This is a genomic window from Nonomuraea antri (assembly GCF_013283785.1).
Lineage (GTDB): Bacteria > Actinomycetota > Actinomycetes > Streptosporangiales > Streptosporangiaceae > Nonomuraea > Nonomuraea antri.
Genome location: NZ_JABCPZ010000370.1, coordinates 1 through 6390, shown reverse-complemented (window position 1 = coordinate 6390; position 6390 = coordinate 1). Strand labels below are relative to the sequence as shown.

The 6390-nt window shown below is 70.6% G+C and carries 7 protein-coding genes; all 7 read right to left on the bottom strand.

The features are described from left to right. Positions 1-743: 743 nt before the first annotated feature. Positions 744-1238, bottom strand: a complete 495-nt coding sequence (locus tag HII36_RS52380) for a hemerythrin domain-containing protein (protein ID WP_407940910.1) — start codon at positions 1236-1238, stop codon at positions 744-746. Positions 1239-1521: 283 nt separating this feature from the next. Then, the gene (locus tag HII36_RS52375) at positions 1522-1893 is read right to left on the bottom strand and encodes a DoxX family protein (protein ID WP_173530885.1); all 372 of its coding nucleotides are present in this window, start codon (positions 1891-1893) and stop codon (positions 1522-1524) included. Positions 1894-1902: 9 nt separating this feature from the next. Then, positions 1903-2346: an ester cyclase gene (locus HII36_RS52370; RefSeq protein WP_173530884.1), complete on the bottom strand. Its 444-nt coding sequence runs from the start codon at positions 2344-2346 to the stop codon at positions 1903-1905. 109 nt (positions 2347-2455) lie between these two features. After that, positions 2456-3574: an RNA polymerase sigma factor gene (locus HII36_RS52365; RefSeq protein WP_268959832.1), complete on the bottom strand. Its 1119-nt coding sequence runs from the start codon at positions 3572-3574 to the stop codon at positions 2456-2458. 41 nt (positions 3575-3615) lie between these two features. After that, positions 3616-3954, bottom strand: a complete 339-nt coding sequence (locus tag HII36_RS52360; RefSeq protein WP_173530883.1) for a YciI family protein — start codon at positions 3952-3954, stop codon at positions 3616-3618. Between the two features lie 434 nt (positions 3955-4388). Next, positions 4389-5354: a hypothetical protein gene (locus tag HII36_RS52355; RefSeq protein ID WP_328808289.1), complete on the bottom strand. Its 966-nt coding sequence runs from the start codon at positions 5352-5354 to the stop codon at positions 4389-4391. An 86-nt stretch (positions 5355-5440) separates the two neighbouring features. Further along, positions 5441-6390 (bottom strand): TetR/AcrR family transcriptional regulator (locus HII36_RS52350; protein WP_173530882.1); only part of this gene is annotated, 950 nt, incomplete at its 5' end.

Below are 6390 nucleotides of genomic sequence, written 5' to 3'. Positions count from 1 at the left end.
TACAATCCATACCGACGACATTCCAGCATCGGAATGCACAGCCCCGTCACGTTCGAGGCCCTCTACAGGCCTTCAGGCACCGCCGAGTGACCTCACCTCAGGTGTCCGTGCTGCGGGGGGAAGCTCAGTTTCTGGCGTAGAAGCGGCCTGCTGGCGCTGACCGAGGGGGCGTCGGGCGGTAGCCCGGGTGGCTTGGCTGCTGCTCGCCGCGCAGGACCAATCAGGTTCTGGTCAGGCTCCTGCTGGCTAGGCAAGGTCGGTCGGTTTGTGACCGGGTTGTCGCTGGCCGGGCAAGCCAGGCCGGCTCCTGGCCAGGGTGTCGCTTGCTGGCCATGCCGGTCTTGGTCGGATCGGTGTTGGGCGGACCGGTGCTGGGCAGGTCGGTGCTCGCTGGACCGGTGCTCGCTGGACCGGTGTCGGTTGGATCGGTATCGGTTGGGCTGGTGTCGGCCGGGTTGTGGTCGGCCGGGTTGTCGCTCGCCAGGCAAGGTCGATCAGGTTGTGGTCAGGTGGCCGCGTGCCCGGGAAGGTCGGTCGGCCTTGGCAAGGTCGGTCGGTTCGTGGCCAGGCTGCCGCCTGTCGGCCACGCTGGTGTCGGTCACGCTGGTGTCGGCAGGTTGTGGTCAGCCAGGTTGTGGTCGGCCGGTTGTGACGGGGTCGGCCGGGTTGTGGTTGCTGGTTGGTCTGGCTGGTGTCGGCCGGGGATGGTTTGTGGTTGGTCGAGCCGTGTTGGCGGGTTGCGGTTAGTTGGGTTGTGCTTGTCGGGTTGTGGGTGGGGGGTCGTTCCATAGGTTCAGGGCCGCGTATGCGGGTTGCCACTTGTTCTGGTAAGCCAGGCGGGCCGGTTCGGGCAGTGTGGACAGCGCCGCCCGGCGGTCTGCGCGCTCTCCCCGTCCAGCATCCACGGCATGATCCGTAACGCGTCCGGTTCGGCCAGGCGGGCGTCGGCCTGGCCGAACCGCCAGCCTTCGCGGCTTGGTGACGATCGTCTGGATGAGGGGCGGCGTCTTGCTCTCCTCGTGCCGGAGATGCGTGGTCAGGCCCGTGGCAAGCGCGTCGGTGAGGTCGGCGAGACGTTCCGGCCCGGACTCACGGTCGGCCGGCGCCGCGTCGATCGCATCGACGAGCGGGTCGATGGCCTTGTGCTCGGTCTCCATGGCGGTCAGGAGCGCCAAGTGGTCGGGACGGCTGGTCGCGGCCTTGCGCTTCGTCCGCCAGAGCGCTTTGTCCTCGGCCAGAGCGCCTTGTCCTTGGCGGCGTGGTGGACGTGCGGGGACTTCTTGAACAGCGTCCAGCCGGTCGCGGCGGCCAGGACGCGCCGGGGGCGTGGTCGATCCTGGTTGTGGCCTTGGCCAGGCGGTCCAGGTCGCGGCGCGGCGCGTCGTGCGCGGCGAGCATCACACGGTCATCTCGAGCTTGCCGCTCATGTTTTCCTCCTCAGGTTCGAGCCGGCGACTCTCCCTTCTCAGGTTCGATCCGGCGACGTACGGACGAGGGTGCGTCAGGCTCGGGACACGGTGGTCACCAGCCGTAGGGGCCGAAGCGGGCCCAGGCGACGAGCGCGGTGAGCACGAACAGGACGGCGGTCACCACCACCCCCGACGCCTCCCCCCGGCGTACGTGCATGACCCCGGCCAGCGCCATCATGACCGCCAGCCCGGCCGCGGCCAGCGGGGTGAGCATCGGTGCGATCCCGGTCGCGGCCGGCGCGATCAGTCCGATCGCGCCGAGCACTTCCAGCACCCCGATGAGCCGCACCGCCGGTGTGGAGAAGTCTCGCGTCCACGGATACCTGCCGGCCAGCTTGTCCTTCGCCTGGACGACCTTCACCAGGCCGGACATGGCGAACATGACGGCCAGGAGCGCCTGAACGACCCACCAGAACACGTCCATCGCGGGCGGTCAGGAAGCGACGGCGGGAAGGGCGCCGAGCTGGCGCAGCTGCGCGAGGACGTCGACGACGCCCCACACCTCGGCGACCAGCCCGTCGGAGAAACGGACGACGAAGATCTCGTTGTACGTGACGGATCTGCCCGTCGGCGGCAGTCCCCGGTATTCGCCCAGGTGGGTCCCGGTGACCGTGTTCCTGAAGACGACCTTGTCGCCTTCGGCGATCATGTCCTCGGTCGAGACGTGGATGTCGGGGAACGCGCGCAGCAGGACGGCCCACACGTTCTTCATCGCCTGCCGTCCCGACGCGTCGATCGGCGCCGGTGCGTGGAAGATCACGTCCGGGTGGACGACGTCGTCGATCGCCTTCGTGATGGCGTCCAGGTCGCCGGTGTTGAGCGCGTCGTGGAAGCCGATGAAGGCCGTCTTGTTGCGTGCTTCCTGATCTGCTGACATGGGTGCCCTCCTGGGTGCGGTGTTGGCGTTCCGGTTGTGTGACCTATTCGCGGTGAAGGTCGTTCACATCCAGGCGACGAACGAGCACCCGCCCAGGGGACACTCCGAGTCAGAGATCTTTCAGCCGCCGGTTCAGCAGTCGCCGTTCCGGGGTGGTGGTGGCCAGGTCGAGCGCCTTCAGGTAGGCGGCCCTGGCCTCGGCGTTCCGGCCGAGGCGGCGCAGCAGTTCGCCGCGGGTGGAGTGGAAGTAGAGGTATCCGTCCAGGTCGAGGCGGTCGACCGCGCACAGGGCCGCGGCGGGGTCGCCGGCCTGGGCGAGCGCCACCGCGTGATTGAGCTCGACCACCGGAGAGCCGGTGAGCTCGATCAACCGGCGATACAACCCGGCCACGCGCGGCCAGTCGATCCGCTCCCGGGTCTGCAGCGAGGCGATCATCGCCTGGACGACGTACGCGCCGCGCCCGCCCGTCGTGATCGCCCGGTCGAGCACCGCCCGTCCCTCCGCGATCAGCGGCAGGTCCCAAAGCGAACGGTCCTGCTCGTCGAGCAGCACCAGGTCCTCGCCGGAGAAGCGGGCCCGCCGCCGCGCGTGGTGGATCATCATCAGCGCCAGCAGGCCGTGCGCCTCCGGCTCGTCCGGCATGAGGGCGGCGAGGACGCGTCCCAGGCGGAGGGCTTCCGCACCGAGGTCGACGCGGCCGCGGTAGCCCTCGTTGAAGATCAGATACAGGACGGCGAGCACCGCGTCGAGACGGTCGGGCAGCAGCCGCGGGCCGGGCACGGCGAACGGGATGCCGGTCGCCTTGATCTTGGTCTTGGCACGGGTCAGGCGCCGCTTCATCGTCTCCTCGGAGACCAGGAAGGCGCGGGCGATCTCGGCCGTCTCCAGCCCGCCGAGCGCCCGCAGCGTGAGCGCCACCTGGCCGTCCAGCGGCAGCGCGGGATGGCAGCAGGTGAAGATCAGCTCAAGCCGCTCGTCCTTGATCGTGGTGGGTTCGAACGCGTCCATGACGGCCTCCGGCGCCGGCAGCAGGTGGATCTTCTCGGCGAGGGTCCGCTCCCTGCGGATCCGGTCGATCGCCCGGTTGCGGGCCGTGGTCACCAGCCACGCGCCCGGATTGTCCGGTACGCCCGCAGCCGGCCAGCGCTGCGCCGCGATCGCGAACGCCTCCTGCGCGGCGTCCTCGGCCCGGTCGAAGTCGCCGAGATAGCCGACCAGCGAGGCCAGGACGCGGCCCCACTCGTCCCTGAAGACCTCCTCCAGCGCGGTCAGAACCGCCCCACCGGCCTGATCTCCACCACGCCGCCGAGCCGCGCGGCCGGGACGCGCGCCGCGACCTCGATCGCCTCGTCCAGATCGGCCGCCTCGATCACGCAGAAGCCACCGAGCACCTCCTTGGTGTCGGCGAACGGCCCGTCGGTCATCAGCGTCTTGCCGCCGGCCACCCGTACGCTGGTGGCCGTCTCGACCGGCTGCAACTGCGCGGCGGTGACGCAGCGGTCGTCGTCGGCCAGCGCCAGGTACTCGGCGAGCATCGTCTCGCGCTCCACGTCGGACAGCGACTCCACGTAGCCGGGCGGGGTGTAAATCAACAGGGCGTACTGCATGCGACCTCCGGAGTCAGCGGGCTCGTGTGGACGACGAACGAGCGGCGGCGCAGGGGACACCACGGTCGCACAACTTCCACCGAACCGGGGCCGCGGGCTTGCGTACCGGGGGCCACGCGCGGCTACGCGCCCGGGCCACGCGCCTACGCACCCGGGGCCACGCGTTTACACACCGGGATCCCGCGTCTACGTACTGGGACATGCGTCTATGTACCGGAACCCCGCGCGTCTACGCACTGGGACTTCGCGCGTCTACGCACTGGAGCCCGCGCGTCTACGCGCCGGGACCGCGGTCTAGGTCGGCCTGCTTGGGCCCGTCCCGCTCCTGCCTGACCGTGCTGGGGCGAGCCAGCTTGACCTGGTCCCGGGCTTCGCCGCGTCCCGCTCGCCCTCTGCCTGCTGGGTTCCGGCATGTCCCGCCCGGCCTGACGGGGTTACTTGCTGGACGTCGCGTCCTGGACGAGGAGTGAGCGGAGCCGTTCGTACGTCGGGGCCAGTCGGCGCAGGCCGGCCGCCAGCGCTGCGTCGTCGCCCGACATCAGTGGGCCCTGCAGCCCGCCCACGATCCTGGCCTGCTGAGCGGCGACCGCCGCGGACGCGCCGAGCCCGAGCGACGACAGACACACCGCCAGGTCGTTGAGCCGGCGGGCACCCACCCGGACCGCGAACGCCTGCCACACCGTCCTGATCTCGGGATCGAGCCCTTCCACCACCAATTGGGCGGTGCGCTCGGCGGCCTCGGCCTGGCCCAGCGTGCCGGGCGGGACCGGCAGGTCCGTGCGGCCGGCCAGCCAGGCCAGCCCGGCGGGCAGCGAGCGGCGCAACGCCTCCTCCGGGCTGACGTGCTCGCGCCGGGTGAACGCGTGCCGCATCCGGAACGGCCGCTCCAGGTACGCGATCTCCTCCGCCCGCCAGGACGCGATGAAGGCGTCGGCCGTCAGCGTGGCGTACGGGTAGCCCTGCGGGTCGTGCACGAGCACGCCGTCATCGTCCACCTCCAGCACCACCAGGTAATGGTCGGCGCCGACCGCCTGGCCGGAACCCGGCTGGTACGTCAGCAGCCCGAGCTCCAGCGGCCCGGCCAGCACCGGGCCGTCCTGGCAGGCGTGGCGCAGCCGGTCCAGAGCCTCCGCCGGCGTGCCGCCGTCCGTGCGTTCGCAATCCCATCCGAGCAGGTTGATCGCGGCGTCGAGCCCGATCTCGGGGTCCCAGCCGTACGGGTCGAACAGCGGCAGGCGGCCGCCGATCAGCTGCATTCCGTAGGGCGAGCCGGTCAAGACCTCGATCACGGCCGGTGACGGGGCGTGGCCGTCGAGGATCATGGCCAGGGAGTTGGCGTAGCAGTACGGCCCGGAGCCGACATAGGTGAGGGACATGAGCAGCACCGTGCCGTCTGACACGGTGTCAGGGTCAAACCGGCTCGATCTGGGTGGCTCCAGGGCGAGGGTGGCTCTACTCCCAGGGGCCGGCTCCGGAGCGGCTGGTGTCAGGGGTGCTCGGCTTCGGGACCGTCGTGTTCTGGACGGTCGGCTTTGGGATGGCGGGCTTCGGAATGGCCGGGTACGGAATGGCCGGCCTCTGGATGGCCGGATTGCGAGCGGCCGGTTGTAGGGCGGCCCGCTTCGGGTTGGCCAGTTCCGGAACGGCCAGGTTCGGGGTGGCCGGTTCCAGAACGGGCTGGTTCGGGATGCACAGTTCCGGAACGGCCCGGTTTGGGCTGGGCGGTTCTGGATGGGTTTGGTTCGGGGTGAGCGGTTCTGGACGTGGTCGGTTCTGGGCGGGCGGCTTCGGCGGGTGGCCGACATGTGGCGGGTTCCTCGGTCAGGAGGAAGAGGGCGCGGGTGAGTTCGTTCACGACCTCGTCGAGGCCGGCGTCCACCCAGCCCGCGCACCAGTCGTGCAACAGCCCGTTGACGCTGCCGATGAAGGCGGTCGCGGCGAGCGCGTAGTTGCGGTGCGGCACCTCGCCGCGCGCGGCGGCGGCCTCCGCCTCCGTACGGATCAACTCGACCCACCGGGACCGGCGTGACAGGCGCTGCTCGTCCATGCGCGGGCTGATGCCGACGATCTCGGTGAACGCGATGCGCAGGCGGCGGGGGTCGGAGGTGACGTCCGTGGCGTAGGCGCGGAATACGGCGGCCATCCGTTCCAGGGCGGGCAGGCCGGCGGTGGCGGCCATCGCCTGCTGGACGGCGGCCTCCGCCCAGTCGTTGACCTGGAGATGCAGGGCGGCGAGGACGTCTTCGAGCGCGGCGAACTCCTCGTAGAACTGGCGGGTTGACAGGCCCGCGCGCTCGCAGAGCAGGGCCACGGTCGTGGCGCGGTAGCCGGGGCTGTCGCCGAAGAGTTGCAGGGCGGCGTCGAGGAATCTGCGGCGACGTTCCGCGTGCCGCTCGGCCGCCGACTTACCGGCGTAGCGCCCACCCGCCTTGCCCC